The organism is Helicobacter sp. 12S02634-8 (assembly GCF_002272865.1).
Classification (GTDB): domain Bacteria; phylum Campylobacterota; class Campylobacteria; order Campylobacterales; family Helicobacteraceae; genus Helicobacter_J.
This window is the reverse complement of sequence record NZ_MLAP01000003.1, coordinates 103,819-121,280: the sequence shown is the minus strand read 5'-3', so window position 1 is coordinate 121,280 and position 17,462 is coordinate 103,819. Positions and strand designations below refer to the sequence as shown.

The window sequence follows — 17,462 nt, the reverse complement described above, 5'->3', positions numbered from 1 at the left end:
CAAACACTATGAAGCAAAATAATTATTTTTTTGATGTTTGCTCAGGGATTGGAGGGGGTCGGCTGGGCTTTGAAATGGCAGGGCTTGAGTGTATTGGCCATAGTGAAATCGACCCAAACCCTGCTTTGACCTATCGGCTGTTTTTTGATGATGATAGGAATTTTGGCGACTTGATGCAAATTGACCCAAATACATTGCCTGATTTTAGGTATTTGATTGCTGGCTTTCCTTGCCAAACTTTTAGTATCGTAGGCAAAAGAGCGGGCTTTGCTGATGATAGAGGGCAGGTGATTTTTGGTATTGCTAGGATTTTGAAAGCTAAAAATGTCCCCTTTTTTCTGCTCGAAAATGTCAAAGGACTGATCCATCACAACAAAGGTGCGACACTCAAACATATCATAGAGCTTTTAGAAGATATCGGCTATGTCATATCTTATGCAGTGCTCAATAGCCTTGACTTTGGTCTGCCACAAATGCGTGAACGTGTCTATATAGTCGGTATCAAAAAAGAGCTTTATACCAAAAAGTTTGCATTTAAATTTGAGAAAAAAAGTGCTGATATATCAAAATTTTTATGCAAAAGCGATGGAGAGCTACACACTGATAGCCCTAGCTTCAAAAAATACATCAACAACAAATACAATATCGGACGCATTTGTCTGGATACAATCTTAAAAGATGATTACAACATTATAGACACAAGGCAATCTGACTTGCGCGTATACGCACAAAAATGCCCCACTTTGCGACGAGGCAGACAAGGTATTTTATACACAAAAGGCGGCAAAGTCTATAAACTCAGTGGTTATGAGGGCTTGCTTTTGCAAGGTTTTGGTCATGAGAGAGCCCAAAAGTATGCAACAAGCCTAATTACTACAAGCAAGATTTTAGAGCAAGTCGGCAATGCGATGAGCGTGCCCGTTATCGAAGCGATCGCAAAAGAATTAGTGCGTTATGACAGATAAAGAAAATAAAATACTTTTAGGCTCACAAACAGCCAAAAATGGATTTGCAAACGAGCAAGATATCGCAAATAAATTTAATAAATGGCAAGATGATCCAGAAGCAAAAAATTGGCTGAGGATTATGGGTTATGTTTTACACGATATCTTATGGGTAAAAGCCAATATTTTATCGGGTCATAAAAGTGATGTCAATGTCATCATACAAATAAATTTTAAAACTAAGCAAGATACTCAAAATATACAAGTAAAGCTAGTCAGCAATAAAACAGGTTTTAATCAAATAGATAAAAGATGGCTTTCTAGTTACGGTCAATTATGGCAAATCCCACAAAATATCTATACAATTCTGCAATACTTTGTCGGTGAAAAAGAACCATTTTGTGCCACACCAAAAGACAAAAGACGAATGTTTTTTGATGAAATGCCAAAAAATATGCAAGATACATTGATTAAATGGTTTGATCAAAATAAAATTTTAATTGTTTCAGACATTATCAGAGGTAGGGGAGAATTTTGTGCTGAGTGGGTGCTAGTCGCCCAAAAAATATTACACAATAGTAGATGGGTTTTAAAAAATATCAATGAGGTTTTAAATTACTACGGAAAAGGGGATGTAGCAATCAGTCCTAAGGGCTCACTAAATATTGGACGCATCACAATGCAAAGAAAGGGTGGTGATAATGGCAGAGAAACTGCTCAAATGCTACAGTTTAAAATAGATCCTACCAAGCTTTTTGATATATAAAATGACTACTAGATATAAGCAAAAGCTACGATTCAAACCATTAATGGCTTTCCTGAGCCCCTCTCTCCTATTCTTATTGTTGGATAAAGGGATAGATTATAATAATGATAGGGGCTTGAGCCAATACACTAAATCCACTCATCTAAGCAATCACATCTATTATCTTCATCAATATAATGGTGCAAATTTTATAATAAAATGCGTGTATGAAAATATCTGATAGTGATTATATAAAACTCCAAAAGCTTGGGTGTCAGAATCTGCTTGCTTTCGCACTGCATATCCCCAAATCCTACACAGACACAACCTTGCTTGACACGCTAGAGCCCTCTTCTCAAGGGGCAGTGGCTATAGAAGTGGAGCGGGCTGAATGGATTTTGGGAAAAAATATCCTCAAAGTCCAAGCCCATATGCCCCAGTTCCACCAACCCCTAGAGCTGGTGATATTCAATGCCAAGAGTTTCCACAAGGCTATCTATGTAGTGGGAAAAAGTCTGTATGTATGGGGCAAGATAGAGTATAAATTCGGTAAATACTCCATGAATCAGCCAAAGCCGCTCAGCACACAAGGAGAGATTATCGCGCATTTCAAAAGCACAGCCATGCGCTCGATACATATTTTTGCCCTTGCTAAAAAGCTCCTCACACGCTCTAACCTCATAGAAGAGGGCTTGCCTTGTGAAATCGCGCAACTCATTGCTGAAATCTTCTGCCCCACAAAGGCTTTTATGGAAGTTTATCAGCAAGCAAACGCCCTCCCTGCCACTCATCTAAACGCACTCAAATGGACTGAAATCTATGCCCATCTCAAATACCTCGCCCAAAAAAGAAGATATTTTACAAGCAAATATATCTGCACAAATGATTACCGACCTTTTGTCGATTCTCTGCCCTTTATGCTCACGTCTGCTCAAAGTGAAACCATCCAAACAATCGCCAATGATCTCAAAAGCCCCACTGCAGCCAAGCGCTTGGTGATGGGAGATGTGGGCTGTGGGAAAACGATTGTGATTTTGAGTGCTGTTGTGATGGCTTATCCCCATAAAAGCCTATTGATGGCACCTACAACGATTTTAGCCCAACAGCTGTATGCTGAGGCCAAAAAATTCCTCCCTGATTATATCACTTGCAAGCTCATCACAGGGAGTGCAGAGAGCACAAGGAGCAAAAAATCTAAGGACAAAGGTCTTTTCCAACAAGAAGAGCATTTTATCATCGGGACACAGGCCTTGCTTTATCGGGAGCTTGATGGAGAAAATCTCGCTTTAGTGATGACAGATGAACAACACCGCTTTGGGACTAGGCAGCGCCACTATCTGGAAAAACTCACCGAAGACAAGACAACCCAAGATACCAAAAAGCCCCATGTGCTGCAGTTTTCTGCTACACCTATCCCGCGAACAATGGCAATGCTCAATGCAAGCTTGATTGACTTTAGCTCCATCAAAGACCTCCCGTTTAAAAAAGACATCACCACAACCATCATACACAAAGAAAATTTCCCCCAGCTCATCAGCCATATCCGAGATGAAATCGCTCACAACAAACAAGTAGTTATCGTCTATCCTTTAGTCGAAGAGAGCCAACATCTTGAATACCTCTCTTTGAAAGAGGGAGGGGGATTTTGGCAAAAGCATTTTGATCGTGTCTATATCACTTCTGGCAAAGACAAGGACAAAGAAAAGATTTTAGAAGAGTTCAGAGAAAAGGGAAATATTCTTTTGGCAACGACATTGATTGAAGTGGGGATTTCACTCCCCAAACTCTCTACAATCGTGATTGTCGCCCCTGAGCGCTTAGGGCTTGCGACACTCCATCAACTGCGCGGTCGGGTGAGCCGTAATGGACTAAAAGGTTATTGCTTTTTATACACCCATCAAGAAGATTCCGAGCGTTTGAGGGAGTTTTGTGAGCATTTGAGTGGGTTTGATATCGCTGAGCTTGATCTCAAATACCGAAGTAGTGGTGATTTGCTTTATGGGGATCGCCAAAGTGGCGTAGCGTTTGAATTTTTTGATATCACTACAGATACTTCTATACTCCTAGAGGTCAAAAATTATCTATCATCACAGCCATCACAGCACACAAACACATAACCCCCCCCCTCCTCCTACAGAGAGCACAGAAACAGCCCCCCCCCCCCCCAAAAATCTTATTTTTTATTTTTTAGTGCCAAATAGCTCTATGAGGTCGCTTGCTGCGCGTTTTGATACGATTTGCAGCGCTTGTATGCTATTTTCTTTGATGGGCTCTTGCTCGCTCAATACTCCCTCCATCTTTTTCCCATCTACAAAAAATTCATAGCTCAAGCCCACGATTGCTTGGGGTGCAGAACCCTCTTTGATATCAAAGCTCAAAAGATTGATTTTAAGCATTTTTTGAGGGTTTGACGCTCCAAAGGGCGGGAAAGATACCAAAATACAGCGTTTGGAGGCTTCTTGGACAAGCAAATTAGCAAACATATTCTTAGGCAAATCGATCCATTTTTTGCCATCTATGGACTCTATTTGCCCATTATCAAGCCGTTTTAGAATATTTCTTGTTTCATAGATAGAAGCACTGCTGATACCGATGAGCGCTAGATTGCTATATTGCTTGCATTGGAGTGTTCCTAGTGTGTTATCACTCAAGTCATATTCTTGGATATGGGGGGATTCTGTTTTGATTTTTAAGCTCACACACCCTGCTAGTAGGAGTGCTGCAAGGATCATACTAGCTTTTTTCATTTCTTTTCTCCAAAAAGTGTGCTGTAGGGATCTGCATCCAATTTATCCAAGAGATTGGAGCCTTTTTGGAAAAATCTGTCTATATTTTTCAAGCTCATCTCCAGCTCCATCACCACGGGATTGAGGATTTGTTTCAAGTCATAATCACCACTTTCAATCCTACGATTGAGATTCAATAATAACATATTTGAGTTTTTAGACAAATCAGCAATGTCATCTTTTGTCTGATTGAGCCCTGCGGTGAGAGAATCTAGGGACTTGATGATATGAGAGATATTTTGTATGTTTTTGGTATCAGTGAGTTCTTTGATATTTTTGAGCACAACCAAAAGCTCTTGGGTCACTGCATCAGCACTTGAAGCGATCCTGCCTAAGAAATTTTGCTTGAACTCCAATACCCGCGGGTCTTTCTCGCCGATAAACTCAGGATTATCACTTTGCTTGAGCGAAAGATAGCTCAAACCAGCCAGCCCTTGAGAGTCTAACATCACAACAGAGCCTTTATGGATAGGGATATTAGCATTGATGGCAAGCTTGATTTCTACCGTTCCAAGTCTGTTTTTATCAAAGCCAATCTGAGTCACACTGCCAATAGTAATGCCCTTATATTTGATGGGTGTATCCACGCCAATCCCTGATACTTCTTGATCGGTATAGACATTGTATATGCGGTATTTGCTCTCATCTACGCCGATACGCCCTATCCAGAGTATAAAAACCACCATACATATGATTACAGCAAAAAACACCCCCCCAATCAATGTATAATTTATATGTCTTTCCAAAATTTCTCTCCTCGTCTTGAGTTAAACAGATTGTCCTTATCAATCCCATATTGCCGAGCCCTATGGATAAAGGTATCCAGATTGCCATCAAAGTCAATTTTACGATCTTTGAGTAAGATAAACCGATCGACAGCATCTTTGATGGAGTCTAAATCATGAGTGATCATCACCACACTCAAATGCAACATCTCTTTAAGCTCTACAATCAAAGTATCAAACTTGCCTGCACTTGCAGGGTCTAGCCCACTAGTGGGCTCATCTAAAAATAAAATTTCAGGCTCTAGCACCAGCGCCCTAGCTAGCCCGACGCGTTTTTTCATGCCACCACTGAGCTCATAAGGGTAGAGACGATAGACCCTTTTATCCAGCCCCACCATATCCAGCCACATTTTAGAGATTTCTTCGATACTTTTTTGCGGATAAGTGCTGTATTCTTCAAGCATAATACCGACATTTTCCAACACATTTAAGGAGCTATAGAGCGCACCAAATTGAAACAATACGCCACAGCGATTGAGAAATGCATATTTTTGCTGCTCTTTGAGCTGCCATATATCAGAGCCAAATATATCAATCTCGCCTTCTTTGGGGCGATTCAAAAGTATCATACTCCGCAATAATGTGCTCTTCCCGCTCCCGCTCCCACCTAAAATCGCAAAAATCTCCCCTTGCTTGACTTCAAAGCTGATATGATCATGGATCACTTCGCTCCCATAGGCATTACAGAGGTTTTTGACTTGGATAATAGGGGCTAGAGATGTCATACATTGAGCTTTGTAAAAATCACTGAAAAAAGTGCATTGATAAATATAATCCAAAAAAGTGCATTGACCACGCTGATAGTAGTCAATCGCCCCACCGACTCTGTATCTCCCTTGACCTCAAAGCCCCTAAAGCACCCCACCATTGCAATCGCCCAGCCAAAAAATGGCGCTTTGATAAGCCCTACCCAGAAATGATTCCAACTCACCGTGTCATAAAAACGTTCGATATATGCACCAAAGCTAATCCCTAGTTGGTATTTGATAGCAAGCATACCACCCAACAAAGCAAAAGCATCGGCCAAAAATACCAATAAAGGCATTGCAATCACAAGCGCCAAAACACGGGGCAAGACCAAAAACTCAAACGGGCTAAAATTCATAGTTTTCATCGCATCAAGCTCTTCAGTAAGCCCCATCACGCCAATTTGGGCTGTGAAACTCGAAGCACTTCTGCCTGCGATCACAAGCGCTAAAATAAATGGCCCCATCTCACGCAAAGAGAGCTTAGCTGTAGTTTCCACACTCATCAAAGGCACGCCCATACCTTGCAGCTGCATTGCCCCTTGTAATGTCACAGCCGCACCGACAATCAAAGCTGTCAAAACACTCACAGGCAAAGCCTTAAAACCCGATTCATTGATGTGATAGCACAACGAGGCAATGCGTATCCTCAGCGGGTGGGCAAGGGCTTGCGTGAAAGCATAGAGTGTCATGCCACAAAAATTCAAAAAATCTAATGATTCTTGGATAAAATCCTCGATATATCTCCCCATTTTTTCAAAAATATTCCAAGATCTGCGCGATACTATCAGTTCTTTTTGCGTGCTTGCAGAGGGATTGTCTTTGGGAATAGTTTGGAGCAGACGCGTCATTTTGTTTGGTGTATGGATAAATTCGGGGTTGAGGTCAAAGGACTTTAAAAGATCGAGCAAAAAGACGATAAAAATAAAATCAATGCGTTGGATACAAGCACAATCAATCACCAAAGATAGGGGGCGATTTTTTAAAACATTTTTGAGTGCTTCTAAATGCTTGCTTTCTGTCTGGAAATCCCAATTCCCCTCAAGGCAAACGATTGTTTTTGCAGAATCGTGTGTGATTTGCATGGAGGTTCTTGGCATTGTTCTTCCTAAGCTAATTTTGTTAAAATTATAACAAAAACATAGAAAATAGTTGCATAATCAACCATCAACTATTAATCCGATTTTAAGGTCTGTAAGGTCTATAATGAAGCATTTTTCTAAAATCTTTTTCTGCGCACTGCTTGTGAGTCATGTGATTGCGCAAGAACCCACCACCCCTCTGCCTTCTATAGATACTCCAAAAGATATCAATCAAACATCTGAGGGCTATGAAGGCTATGGTATCGCCCAAATCCGTGAGCGCCAAAGACTCATCAAAGAAAAAAGTGGGCGATATTTTGGAGTGGGGCTTGGAGGTTTTCAAATCAAAAAAAACTATCAAGGCACATTTATACAATCCTACCCCGCAGCCTTGCTACTCAAAGGGGGCGTGCAAACATTTTTCAATAAAAACATCGGTATCCGGGGATTTTTTGCTTTTGATGTGGCTACAGGGCTTGTCAATTACGCACTCACAAAAGACCCCAGTGATTCATTTTATGCAATGCTTTCTTTGGGGATTGACCTGATTGGTGAATTCCCTTTAGGCAATAGCTATAAGCACTTTTTAGGCGTGTTTGCAGGGGTTGGGGGAGGAGCGACAATCTATACAGACAATCAGAATTTTTCATTATTCAAAAAAGCCATCTATGCAGGGGGTGTGATGATAGAGGGCGGGGTGAGTTTGGATATTTTTATCAAACATCGCATTGAAATTGGCCTGAAGGTATTACCCACTGCTAAGACGCTTTTAAACAACAGAGAGTTTGAAACAAGTATCATGCCTTATGTGATGTATAATTATCAGTTTTGATCCACTCCCCCCTTTTTTTAATTCACTCCACGGTCACGCTTTTTGCGAGATTTCGAGGCATATCCACATCATTACCCATTTTGATTGCTATCTCTAGGGCCAAAAGCTGCAAGACAACCATCATCGAAAAAAACTCTTCCATATAATCATCAGCAGGGTTGATATAGACCATATCATCAGCGCTTTCAAAATCCTCTGAACAAATCGCACAAATCGTCGCATCTCTAGCGCCAAGCTCCTCGACATTGCTTTTAATCTTTTCATACAAAAGATGTTTAGGCAAGAGTGCTACAGTAAAGAGCAAAGAATCAGCAAGTGCGATAGGTCCGTGCTTCATCTCACCACTTGCATAGCCCTCTGCGTGCAGATAGCTAATTTCTTTGAGTTTCAAAGCCCCCTCTAGGGCAAGAGGATAGAAAATATCCCGACCGATGAAAAAGAATCCGTGCCCGTGCAAATAACGTTTTGAGAGCCTTTTGAGCCGTTCGTGCAAGGTGGCATTGACCTCTGTGGCTTTGGTGGCTTTAAGCATTGAGGCGACTTGAGATTTGATGGTCTTTGTGTCTGCATAGCCCCGATGGTGGGATAAATAAACACTCAAAATCCATAGCACCATCACTTGTGTTGCAAAAGCCTTGGTCGAAGCAACGCCCTTTTCAATCCCCGCACGGGTCAAAATCGCCCCATCGCTCTCACGCACAATCGAAGAATTATCCACATTACAAATCGCTAAAGTTTTGAGCCCCTTTTTCTTAGCAAGCTTGAGTGCTTCAAGCGTATCAGCTGTTTCCCCGCTCTGAGAAATAGCGATAAAAAGCTCGCTCTTACCCATCACACAATCAGCATATCTGAATTCACTCGCAATCGCCACATTGGTCTTTAGCCTTGCAAGCCTTTCTAAGAGATATTTCCCGCTCATGCCTGCGTGATAGCTAGTCCCGCAAGCACAAATTGTAATCATATCAATACCATCAAAAAAATCAGAGGGCAATGATTCTAAAAATATCCCCTCTTGGCTCACTCTACCCATCATCGTTTCTAACAAGACTTTATGCTGTTCATAGATTTCTTTTTCCATAAAATACCGAAAGCCCTCTTTTTGGGCATAGATTTTATTATGGGCTAAGGGCTTGATATGTGTCAATGTGTCAAATCGATCCTTATCCATATACCCACACGCCCCATCTTCAAGATAAACAACCCGATCCACACAACCCACTAAAGGCGTATCCGAACTAGCAAAATATACCCCATCTTTGCCCTTGCCAACAATCAAAGGCGAGCCATTTTTAGCATAAAAAATCTTATCGGGGGCTTTGATACTGATGAGCAAAATCGCATACGCACCCCGCAAAGACGCGACCATATGCTCAAAAGCCACCCAAACATCATCAGTATTTTTAAGATATTCTTCAAACAAACGCACAATCACTTCTGTATCTGTTTGACTCAAAAATTGATGTCCTTTTTGCTGGAGGTCTTTTTTGATTTCTTGATAGTTTTCAATGATACCATTATGGACAACATTGCTAAATTCTGCAATTTGGGGGTGGGCGTTTGCCTCTGTGGGCTTGCCGTGTGTCGCCCAGCGCGTATGGCCAATCCCTAGCCCAAAGCCCCTAGAAGTAAAATCCATGCATTTATTTTCAAGATTACAGATTTTACCCACAGCCTTAAAGGTCTTGAGCTCTCCCTCGCTCAAAATAGCAATCCCCGCGCTATCATAGCCCCTGTATTCAAGCTCTTTGAGCCCATTGATTAAAATCTCTTTTTTTTCATTATTGCCGATATAACCGACGATTCCACACATTAAGACCTCCAAATATTTTCAAAATCTGCCATATTCTTGCTGTATTTATTATAGCAAAAAGCAGTGCGTTGGAAAATTTTAAAGTATAATATAAGTTGCATTTATCACTAAAACCAAACAATCCATACCACAACCTAGGAGATCATATGCGTAGCGATACCATCAAAAAAGGATTTTCACGAACCCCCCATAGAAGCTTATTGCGAGGTGTGGGCTTGAAAGATGAGGATTTTGACAAGCCCTTTATTGGCGTAGCCAATAGCTATATTGACATCATACCTGGGCATTATTTTCTCAATGCCTATGCTAAGATTGTCAAAGAAGAAATCTACAAAGCAGGGGCAGTGCCTTTTGAATTCAACACAATTGGCGTTGATGATGGGATTGCGATGGGGCATAGCGGCATGTTTTATAGCTTGCCTAGCAGAGAATTGATCGCTGATTGTATCGAAACGGTGATGAACGCCCATAAACTCGATGCGATGATTTGTATCCCTAATTGCGACAAAATTGTCCCTGGTATGATCATGGGAGCATTGCGCGTCAATGTGCCTACAATCTTTGTGAGTGGAGGGCCTATGCGAGCGGGTACACTCAGTGATGGGAGCAGGATTGGACTCTCTCAGGTGTTTGAAGCGATCGGGGCTTATGAGGCCAACAAAATCGCTGCTGATAAGCTTTATGAAATCGAGTGCAAGGCCTGTCCGAGTGGAGGCAGCTGTAGTGGTATGTTTACAGCAAATTCAATGAATACACTCTGTGAGGCTATGGGGATTGCATTATCAGGCAATGGCACTATCCCTGCGCTGACTCCAGAAAGAGAAGCCCTCCTTAGGCAAGCTGCTAAAAGAATCGTAGAAATTGCTTTGGATAAAGAAAAAAGTGAGCAATATCAACTAAAAAATATCCTCAACCAACACGCTATCCATAACGCCTTTGTCGTTGATATGGCGATGGGTGGCAGCACCAATACGGTTTTGCATATGCTCGCTATTGCCAAAGAAGCTGGTGTGGATTTCAATCTCAAAAATATCAACGACCTAGCCAAGCAAGTTTCCCATCTCACTAAAATCGCCCCTGCTGTCGATAATGTCTTTATGGAAGATATCAATCGTGCTGGGGGGGTGGATGCTGTGATGGCTGAGGTCAATAAAAGAGGCAATGTGATCAAAGATACCTTGACAATCACAGGAGTTTCTATGCTTGAACGTGTCAAAAATGCCCATATCATTGACACCAACATCATACATACCAACGAAAATGCCTTTTCCCAAACAGGGGGGCTTAAAATCCTCTATGGCAATATCGCAAGAGATGGGGCTGTCATCAAGGCTGCTGCTGTTGATGAGGGTATGAAAAAATTCACAGGCACAGCTATTGTCTTTGACTCTCAAGATGAAGCTATTTCTGGGATTTCATCAGGCAAAGTCAAGGCAGGAAATGTCGTAGTGATCCGCTATGAAGGGCCTAAAGGTGGGCCAGGAATGCCTGAGATGTTGAGCCCTACAAGCTTGATTAGTGGTATGGGATTGGGCGAATCTGTCGCACTCATCACCGATGGGCGTTTTAGTGGTGCAACCAGAGGGGCGTGTATCGGACATATCAGTCCAGAAGCTGCACAAGGTGGAGAGATAGGACTGATTGAAAATGGCGATCAGATACAAATCGATATTGACAATGGAGTGCTTGAGCTACTCGTTGATACCCATACTTTAGACCAAAGAAGAGCACATTTCAAACCAAAGAAAAAAGAAATCGAGGGCAAATGGCTCAAAAGATATGCACTTTTAGTGAGCGACGCCTCTCAAGGTGCAGTTTTACGCACAGAACTATAGGTCTAAAAAGGTCTAAAAACGATAGGCCATATGGACACTATAGATCGTATTCCCCCTCGCATCGATATCCACATCAGGGGTTACTACCAAATCATGGGGCTTGTATTTGCTCGTAAAAAGCCACGCAAACCCCCAACCTATCGCACTCCCCACTAAGACTTGCCACACACTATGCTTTCTAGCATAGACCCTAGACGCATCTGTCAAAATCGCTAGAATCCCCACAGGTATTGCAGGCTTCCAACCATAACGATAAAATACAAATCCTGCCGCAGAAAACGCTCCCCCTGCATGCCCGCTTGGCATACCCTTATAATCTTCGCAGCAAGGGCGCTTGGCAAAGGCAATATTATGACCATTTTTATGTGCAGCATCAAACCCCCTCTTGACCCCTTCTATCACGCCCTGTGTCACCAAGCTCCCCAAGGCCAACTCACCAAACCCCCTATAATCCTCCATACCCAAAGATACTACCCCCACAAACACAGGGAGCAACCTAAACACATCTCCAAATCTCTCAAAATTACTCTTAGCCCATAGACTTGATTGCACACACCATAGCATACAGACAGCTATCAGGTATTTTTTCATCACTTCCCCTTATTGCAAATATCAAAGTTTGTTGTATCAATTCGTATCAAATCTAAACTTTACAAAAAAAAGTGATACAAAATTACACTATCTCAAAATACCTCTTTCTAAAAAAGATGTATTTTTATCCCCGATTGGGTTTTTTTTGTATTCTATACATTGTATAGAAAAAATCCTAAAATCAAAGGAATACTTTGAAAAGGCAAAATTGGAGTAACACTCTTACTTATCTTTTAACGGTTGCAGGGGCGACTATAGGCTTTGGGGCGACTTGGCGCTTCCCTTATCTTGTGGGAGAAAATGGTGGTGGGGCTTATGTGCTTGTATTTATCATTGCGATGATTTTTATCGGTATTCCCATTGTGCTCGTAGAAAATGTCATCGGCAGGCGTATGATGTCGAATTCTGTTGATGCATTTGGTGGCAAGCTCAGCGATGGTAGAGAGATCTCGAGATATTGGAAGCTTGTCGGATATATGGGGCTTATTGGTTGCTTTGGAATCATTGCGTATTATATGGTTTTGGGTGGCTGGGTGTTTGTGTATATTTTTGAGATTTTAACAGGCAATTTCAACCTCTCCCACCCCATCACCAAAGACTACACAAATCTATTTTATGAACACCATATCGATAACAATCCCTTGATAGTGGGAATTTTTACTCTTATTTTTATCGCAATCAATTGGGTGATTTTGCGAAAAGGTATCATCGATGGGATTGAGCGTGCTGCTAAATGGCTGATGCCGCTTTTGTTTTTGTGTTTGGTGGTGATTATTATCAGAAATCTCACTTTAGAAAACGCTATGGCAGGGGTAAAATTTTATCTAGTGCCTGATTTTTCCAAGCTCTCAGCAAAGCTCTTTATCGATGTGCTCGGACAGGTATTTTTTGCCCTCTCATTGGGCTTTGGCGTGATGATTACCTTGTCATCTTATCTGAATAAAAAAGAAAATCTTTTCAAAACAGCCACTTTCACAGGGGTCATCAACACGATTGTAGCAATTTTGGCTGGGTTCATGATTTTCCCTGTGCTCTTTAGTGCGGGACTCTCCCCTGATAGCGGACCTTCTTTGGTGTTTAAAACACTTCCGATTGCTTTTTCGCATATTTACTTTGGAAGTGCTGTTGGCGTGCTGTTCTTTTTATTTTTACTCACAGCTGCGCTCACAACAAGCCTAACGCTTTATCAAGTGATCATCTCTGTATTGGAGGAAAAATTCAAATTCTCCAAAAAAAGTGCTACCAATTGGACACTCATTGTTACATTTTTACTAGGCAATATCCCATCTATCCTTGCCTATGGACCTTGGAGGGATATAATCATCATCAAAGGAAAAAATATCTTTGATAGTTTTGATTTTATCAGTGGCAATATTTTCTTTATCCTCACTGCCCTATTGTGCTGCATTTATGTGGGCTGGGTGCTTAAAAAAGATGCGATTTCTGAGATATCCAACCAAGGGAAGATAAAAACACATTTAGTGAGCGTTTGGTTTTACTATATAAAGTTTATTGCACCAATTGTTATCCTTATAATTTTCATATTTGGGATAACTCAATCTTAAACACAAAGGAAATAAAATGCTTATCGGTTGTCCAAAAGAAGTCAAAGACCATGAATTTCGCGTTGGGCTCACTCCCTCTAATGTCCATACCTTCACTGAAGCAGGCCATACGGTTTATGTAGAAACAAATGCTGGGGAGAGTATCAACTTTTATGATAGCGATTACCAAAAGGCAGGTGCAAAGATCGTGAGTAAAGAAGAGCTTTTTGACAAAAGCGAGCTCATCATCAAGGTCAAAGAGCCCATCAAAGAAGAATACAAGTTTTTCAAAGAGGGACAAATACTCTACACCTATCTACATCTTGCTAATGACAAAAAACTCACTGAAATGCTCATAGAAAAAAAGATTTTTTCTGTCGCTTATGAAACAATCAAAAAGGGCAGAAGCTTGCCTTGTCTAGCACCGATGAGCTCTATTGCTGGGCGGCTCTCTATCATCGAGGGGGCAAAATACCTAGAAAAGACCTATGGAGGCAATGGCACATTTATTGGCGGAGTCCCAGGCACACGCAAGGGCAAGGTGCTGATATTGGGCGCTGGGATCGTTGGCTTCAATGCAGCGCAGATGGCCTTGGGGCTTGGGGCTGAAGTGGTGATGTTAGATATTGATCTCAATCGCTTAGAATACATCGATCAAGTTTTCCACTCCAAAATCACCACACTCTATAGCGATGCGGGCAATATCAAAGAATGCGTGCAAGATTGCGATATTTTAGTCGGATCTGTCCTGATCCCAGGGAGCAAAGCACCCAAACTCATCAGAAAAGAGCACCTTGGCTTGATGAAAAAGGGCTCTGTGATTGTCGATGTAGCGATCGATCAAGGTGGCTGTATCGAAACTTCTCACCCCACAACGCACACAGATCCGATTTATATCATTGATGGGATTGTGCATTATTCAGTTGCGAATATGCCCGGTGCTGTCGCAAAGACCTCAACCATCGCACTCACAAACACAACAATCCCCTATGGGCTCAAAATCGCAAATATGGGAGCAAGAAATGCCTGCTTGGAAATCCCTGATCTTACAGAAGGTGTCAATACCATTGATGGTAAAGTTACTTACAAAGGCGTGGCCGAAGCATTTGATATGAAATATTTTGACCCCATAGAAGCACTCAAAGCCCACTCCTAAACCCCTTAATCCCCTATCTCTCCCTCCTAAAAAGAGGGGGGGATTTATCGCTATTATCGCTAAATCAGCTTATCAAATCATTATTTTTTAAGAACTCTAAAAATTCCTCGATAATTTTTGAATTTCTTGCAACAATATCTTTTTCTGTAAAATCATCGAACGTGTTAGCGAGTTCTCTTAATTCATGTACCTTTGTGCCGTCTTTTTTCTGGTTACGGCTATTCGTAAATCCAAGGTAATATTTTTTCTTATCAACGAAGCGATAATCAGAAGCTCTGATATTAATGCCTTTTTCAAGCAGTGCTTTATTCCCAAGGGCTTCAAGGTTGCGCTCATCTCCTAAGGATTGTTCGCTTTCCTGCCGTTTTGTTGGGTAAATATGCTCAATATCAAAAGGGGGTTGAAGAGGCATGAGCTCTTGTCCATCGCTTTGATATGCCCACCAAGTAACCATAGCTTTTGTGATTGGACGAGGATTTTTGAAGCTGAAGTTTAAAAACATATTTCTAACTTTATCTGTATCGAACCTAAAAGCATCAAATGTTACAGGCTTGTCGTTTACGATGTTTATCATCTCAGCATACACTGGGGTTCGGAGTGCACTCACACTCGGATTCGTGATTGCATATGTCCATACAAACCCTATTGTTTTATTCAAGAACGTATAAAATAAATCATCATCGAGCATTCCATCAGCGTCCTTATTCTGCATAAAATAGACAGATACAAAGTAAGTCCACATACCATTTGGTGCATAGTTCAACACAAATAGGCAGCGAAGAATACGATCTGAAAATCTATCGCCCTCTTGCTTTGAAACATCATTCCAAAATTTTGCAAGAACTTCTAAATCCTCTAATGTTTTTTCATTTTTCAGAATGGCATATCCATCTTTTTCATAAAATTTACGAAGAGCTTCTGTGGTCGAAGACTTAATACCTTTTTTCGCACGAATAAAATACATATACCTTGTAAAGAGTTCGTCCATCGGAGTGACAGAAGTCGAATTAAAAATTTTCTCACATATTTTTTCAAGCTCTTTCCACTTTTCAATAAACCAGTCCTTTTTCCCAAGCGAGGAATAGAATTTATAAAACTGGGCCTTAAAAATATCTGCATCCGATAATGGTTTTCCGCGGTCATTTAAGGTTGAAAAAATACGCAAAGCCGTATCTTGCGATTCTGCTTCAATGGGTAGCAAGATACAATTATTCATAATTCTTGTCGGCAGATGTGCAAAATAGTGGGGGTATTTGTCTTTAAAATCTTGAATTTTACTTTCAAAGAAATAATAATTTTTGGCATAACGGCTTTTCTGCTCCTTAGAATCGCCTGTGCGTAAAATATCAAGAAATTCATCTTTTTCTTTATCTGTGGCAACTTCAGAATCAATTTTTAGCACATAATCCCCCCCCCCCCCGATATTGGTTTGCCCTCTTTATTGATTGGTTTGCCAAATTCATCTGTTTTCCAGAGGCACTTTTCGATATTCTGTTTTGTTGCTTTCGAGTCCTCATCTTGCATATCCCCAAATTTAGAATAAAATGCACGAAGGAGGAGCATCAGTGTAGTCAAACGTTGCTGACCATCTATGATCTCCATTTTTCCATCTTTATTCTTGAAAGTTACGATTGGACCAAGGAAATACTCGCTATTGCTATCAAATTTTGTGCTATCACCATCAGGAATCGCAAAAGTAAAAATATCCTCCCATAAGGCCTGACACTCTGTTTCTCCCCACGCATATGGTCGCTGATAATCAGGGATAAGAAAATCAGTCTTCTTCTCTTGAAATAAAGCTTTTATTGTCTTATGATCTACATTTAATTTTGACACAAGTTCCCTCCAAATAAATATAATAGATTACCCCAACCCTTGGTGTGTATAGGCTGCAATCTTTTATATTATAGCCTAACTTTCTAGTGTCTAAAATATTCCTTTTAATCATATCTCTATCAGTTAAAAGCTAGATCTGCCTAGCTTAAACGCGAAACAAAAAGCTGCTTTGTGATTCATATATGTTGGGTGGATTTTTGAGTGGATTGATTGCATAAAATCTGCATAAAATTTGTATAATCACAATTTTATAGGAGCTCCAATGAATCCATCAGACAAACTCAGCTTATTAGGGAATCAAAACATTGCCTATGCCTTTGATTATAATCCCAATATTTTAGAAGCTTTTGATAACAAGCACCCTGAAAATGACTATTTTGTCAAATTCAACTGCCCAGAATTCACCAGCCTCTGCCCGATCACCTCCCAGCCCGACTTTGCGACAATCTATATCAGCTATATCCCTGCTATAAAAATGGTAGAGTCCAAATCCCTCAAGCTCTACCTCTTTAGCTTCCGCAATCACGGGGGATTCCACGAGGATTGTATCAATATCATTATGAAAGACCTCATAGCACTGATGGCACCTAAATATATTGAAGTATGGGGGAAATTCACCCCTCGTGGGGGGATTAGTATCGATCCATATGCAAACTACGGACTCCCAAAAAGCAAATATGAAGAAATGGCCCAATACCGACTCTTAAACCACGATCTCTACCCAGAAACAATCACCAATCGCTAAAGCCTCACAAGCCCCTGCTATCAGG

General features: G+C 41.0%; 16 protein-coding genes. 8 read left to right on the top strand and 8 right to left on the bottom strand.

Going from position 1 to position 17,462, the window contains the following annotated elements; translation table 11 throughout:
- The first annotated feature begins 8 nt into the window (after nucleotides 1-8).
- From dcm to recG, 3 genes are all read left to right on the top strand, one after another.
- Complete coding sequence (dcm, locus tag BKH46_RS03040) at nucleotides 9-965, top strand: DNA (cytosine-5-)-methyltransferase (protein ID WP_095225364.1); 957 nt, start codon at nucleotides 9-11, stop codon at nucleotides 963-965.
- Nucleotides 955-1,710 (top strand): type II restriction endonuclease, encoded by a 756-nt coding sequence (locus tag BKH46_RS03035; RefSeq protein WP_095225363.1) that lies wholly within the window; start codon nucleotides 955-957, stop codon nucleotides 1,708-1,710. Before dcm ends, BKH46_RS03035 begins: the two co-directional genes overlap by 11 nt.
- Before the next feature lie 206 nt (nucleotides 1,711-1,916).
- Nucleotides 1,917-3,806: an ATP-dependent DNA helicase RecG gene (gene recG / locus BKH46_RS03030; protein ID WP_095225362.1), complete on the top strand. Its 1,890-nt coding sequence runs from the start codon at nucleotides 1,917-1,919 to the stop codon at nucleotides 3,804-3,806.
- Nucleotides 3,807-3,869: 63 nt separating this feature from the next.
- On the opposite strand, the gene BKH46_RS03025 is transcribed toward recG, so the two are convergent.
- Genes BKH46_RS03025 through BKH46_RS03010 form a run of 4 tightly spaced genes read right to left on the bottom strand, consistent with a single transcriptional unit; the run spans nucleotide 3,870 to nucleotide 7,106 of the window.
- Nucleotides 3,870-4,436 (bottom strand): hypothetical protein, encoded by a 567-nt coding sequence (locus BKH46_RS03025; protein ID WP_095225361.1) that lies wholly within the window; start codon nucleotides 4,434-4,436, stop codon nucleotides 3,870-3,872.
- The gene (locus BKH46_RS03020) at nucleotides 4,433-5,221 is read right to left on the bottom strand and encodes an MlaD family protein (RefSeq protein ID WP_095225360.1); all 789 of its coding nucleotides are present in this window, start codon (nucleotides 5,219-5,221) and stop codon (nucleotides 4,433-4,435) included. Before BKH46_RS03020 ends, BKH46_RS03025 begins: the two co-directional genes overlap by 4 nt.
- A complete protein-coding gene (locus BKH46_RS03015) occupies nucleotides 5,206-5,985 on the bottom strand; it encodes an ATP-binding cassette domain-containing protein (RefSeq protein WP_095225359.1) in 780 nt (259 codons plus the stop codon). Before BKH46_RS03015 ends, BKH46_RS03020 begins: the two co-directional genes overlap by 16 nt.
- Complete coding sequence (locus tag BKH46_RS03010) at nucleotides 5,982-7,106, bottom strand: MlaE family lipid ABC transporter permease subunit (protein WP_095225358.1); 1,125 nt, start codon at nucleotides 7,104-7,106, stop codon at nucleotides 5,982-5,984. The genes BKH46_RS03015 and BKH46_RS03010 overlap by 4 nt, the downstream gene beginning before the upstream one ends.
- Nucleotides 7,107-7,212: 106 nt before the next feature.
- Between BKH46_RS03010 and BKH46_RS03005 the strand changes: the two genes are divergently transcribed.
- Nucleotides 7,213-7,920, top strand: a complete 708-nt coding sequence (locus BKH46_RS03005) for an outer membrane beta-barrel protein (protein WP_095225357.1) — start codon at nucleotides 7,213-7,215, stop codon at nucleotides 7,918-7,920.
- A 22-nt stretch (nucleotides 7,921-7,942) separates the two neighbouring features.
- On the opposite strand, the gene glmS is transcribed toward BKH46_RS03005, so the two are convergent.
- Nucleotides 7,943-9,730, bottom strand: coding sequence for a glutamine--fructose-6-phosphate transaminase (isomerizing) (glmS, locus tag BKH46_RS03000; RefSeq protein ID WP_095225356.1), 1,788 nt, complete (start codon nucleotides 9,728-9,730; stop codon nucleotides 7,943-7,945).
- Between the two features lie 146 nt (nucleotides 9,731-9,876).
- Here glmS and ilvD point away from each other — a divergent pair, with 146 nt between their 5' ends.
- Complete coding sequence (gene ilvD, locus BKH46_RS02995) at nucleotides 9,877-11,565, top strand: dihydroxy-acid dehydratase (RefSeq protein ID WP_095225355.1); 1,689 nt, start codon at nucleotides 9,877-9,879, stop codon at nucleotides 11,563-11,565.
- 12 nt (nucleotides 11,566-11,577) lie between these two features.
- Here ilvD and BKH46_RS02990 read toward each other — a convergent pair whose 3' ends face one another.
- The gene (locus BKH46_RS02990; RefSeq protein ID WP_253248284.1) at nucleotides 11,578-12,129 is read right to left on the bottom strand and encodes a phosphatase PAP2 family protein; all 552 of its coding nucleotides are present in this window, start codon (nucleotides 12,127-12,129) and stop codon (nucleotides 11,578-11,580) included.
- A 221-nt stretch (nucleotides 12,130-12,350) separates the two neighbouring features.
- Here BKH46_RS02990 and BKH46_RS02985 point away from each other — a divergent pair, with 221 nt between their 5' ends.
- Entirely contained in the window at nucleotides 12,351-13,721 is a 1,371-nt protein-coding gene (locus BKH46_RS02985) for a sodium-dependent transporter (protein ID WP_095225353.1), read from the top strand.
- A 16-nt stretch (nucleotides 13,722-13,737) separates the two neighbouring features.
- Nucleotides 13,738-14,856, top strand: coding sequence for an alanine dehydrogenase (ald, locus tag BKH46_RS02980; protein ID WP_095225352.1), 1,119 nt, complete (start codon nucleotides 13,738-13,740; stop codon nucleotides 14,854-14,856).
- Between the two features lie 64 nt (nucleotides 14,857-14,920).
- On the opposite strand, the gene BKH46_RS02975 is transcribed toward ald, so the two are convergent.
- Together BKH46_RS02975 and BKH46_RS09655 are read right to left on the bottom strand one after the other, a co-directional pair.
- On the bottom strand, nucleotides 14,921-16,258 hold the full coding sequence (locus BKH46_RS02975) for a DUF262 domain-containing protein (RefSeq protein WP_216358696.1): 1,338 nt from the start codon (nucleotides 16,256-16,258) through the stop codon (nucleotides 14,921-14,923).
- Nucleotides 16,252-16,692: a DUF262 domain-containing protein gene (locus tag BKH46_RS09655; RefSeq protein ID WP_216358695.1), complete on the bottom strand. Its 441-nt coding sequence runs from the start codon at nucleotides 16,690-16,692 to the stop codon at nucleotides 16,252-16,254. The genes BKH46_RS02975 and BKH46_RS09655 overlap by 7 nt, the downstream gene beginning before the upstream one ends.
- A gap of 262 nt (nucleotides 16,693-16,954) precedes the next feature.
- Here BKH46_RS09655 and queF point away from each other — a divergent pair, with 262 nt between their 5' ends.
- Nucleotides 16,955-17,437, top strand: a complete 483-nt coding sequence (gene queF, locus BKH46_RS02970) for a preQ(1) synthase (RefSeq protein WP_095225351.1) — start codon at nucleotides 16,955-16,957, stop codon at nucleotides 17,435-17,437.
- Nucleotides 17,438-17,462 lie beyond the last annotated feature (25 nt).

Excerpts from the sequence above, each read along its gene's own strand:
- dcm (WP_095225364.1), top strand. The coding sequence starts at position 9 with ATGAAGCAAAATAATTATTTTTTTGATGTTTGCTCAGGGATTGGAGGG.
- BKH46_RS03035 (WP_095225363.1), top strand. The coding sequence starts at position 955 with ATGACAGATAAAGAAAATAAAATACTTTTAGGCTCACAAACAGCCAAA.
- recG (WP_095225362.1), top strand. The coding sequence starts at position 1,917 with ATGAAAATATCTGATAGTGATTATATAAAACTCCAAAAGCTTGGGTGT.
- BKH46_RS03025 (WP_095225361.1), bottom strand. The coding sequence starts at position 4,436 with ATGAAAAAAGCTAGTATGATCCTTGCAGCACTCCTACTAGCAGGGTGT.
- BKH46_RS03015 (WP_095225359.1), bottom strand. The coding sequence starts at position 5,985 with ATGACATCTCTAGCCCCTATTATCCAAGTCAAAAACCTCTGTAATGCC.
- BKH46_RS03010 (WP_095225358.1), bottom strand. The coding sequence starts at position 7,106 with ATGCCAAGAACCTCCATGCAAATCACACACGATTCTGCAAAAACAATC.
- BKH46_RS03005 (WP_095225357.1), top strand. The coding sequence starts at position 7,213 with ATGAAGCATTTTTCTAAAATCTTTTTCTGCGCACTGCTTGTGAGTCAT.
- glmS (WP_095225356.1), bottom strand. The coding sequence starts at position 9,730 with ATGTGTGGAATCGTCGGTTATATCGGCAATAATGAAAAAAAAGAGATT.
- ilvD (WP_095225355.1), top strand. The coding sequence starts at position 9,877 with ATGCGTAGCGATACCATCAAAAAAGGATTTTCACGAACCCCCCATAGA.
- BKH46_RS02990 (WP_253248284.1), bottom strand. The coding sequence starts at position 12,129 with ATGCTATGGTGTGTGCAATCAAGTCTATGGGCTAAGAGTAATTTTGAG.
- ald (WP_095225352.1), top strand. The coding sequence starts at position 13,738 with ATGCTTATCGGTTGTCCAAAAGAAGTCAAAGACCATGAATTTCGCGTT.
- queF (WP_095225351.1), top strand. The coding sequence starts at position 16,955 with ATGAATCCATCAGACAAACTCAGCTTATTAGGGAATCAAAACATTGCC.